Source organism: Streptomyces sp. NRRL S-495 (genome assembly GCF_000966955.1).
In the GTDB taxonomy this organism is placed as follows: domain Bacteria; phylum Actinomycetota; class Actinomycetes; order Streptomycetales; family Streptomycetaceae; genus Kitasatospora; species Kitasatospora purpeofusca.
On the sequence record NZ_JZWY01001415.1, the window covers coordinates 1 to 204 of the forward strand.

General features: G+C 78.9%; 1 protein-coding gene. It reads left to right on the forward strand.

Features of this window, described 5'->3' with window-relative positions:
• Nucleotides 1-204: hypothetical protein (locus VR45_RS41910; protein WP_045945245.1), on the forward strand; the 204-nt coding region annotated here is incomplete at both ends.

A 204-nucleotide genomic window follows, 5' to 3' on the forward strand; every position in this document is an offset into this window, starting at 1 on the left:
ACGACCGGCACCGGCCCGGCCGACTCCGGCTTCTGGGAGGCGGTCGACCACGGCGACCTGGACGCCCTCGCCGCCGCCCTGCGGGTCGAGGACGGGGAGCTGAGGGCCTCCCTCGCCTCCCTGGTGCCCACCCTCGCCGAGTGGGCGCGCGGCCGGGCCGGCGACCGGACCGCCGACAGCTGGCGCTACCGGGTCGCCTGGAAG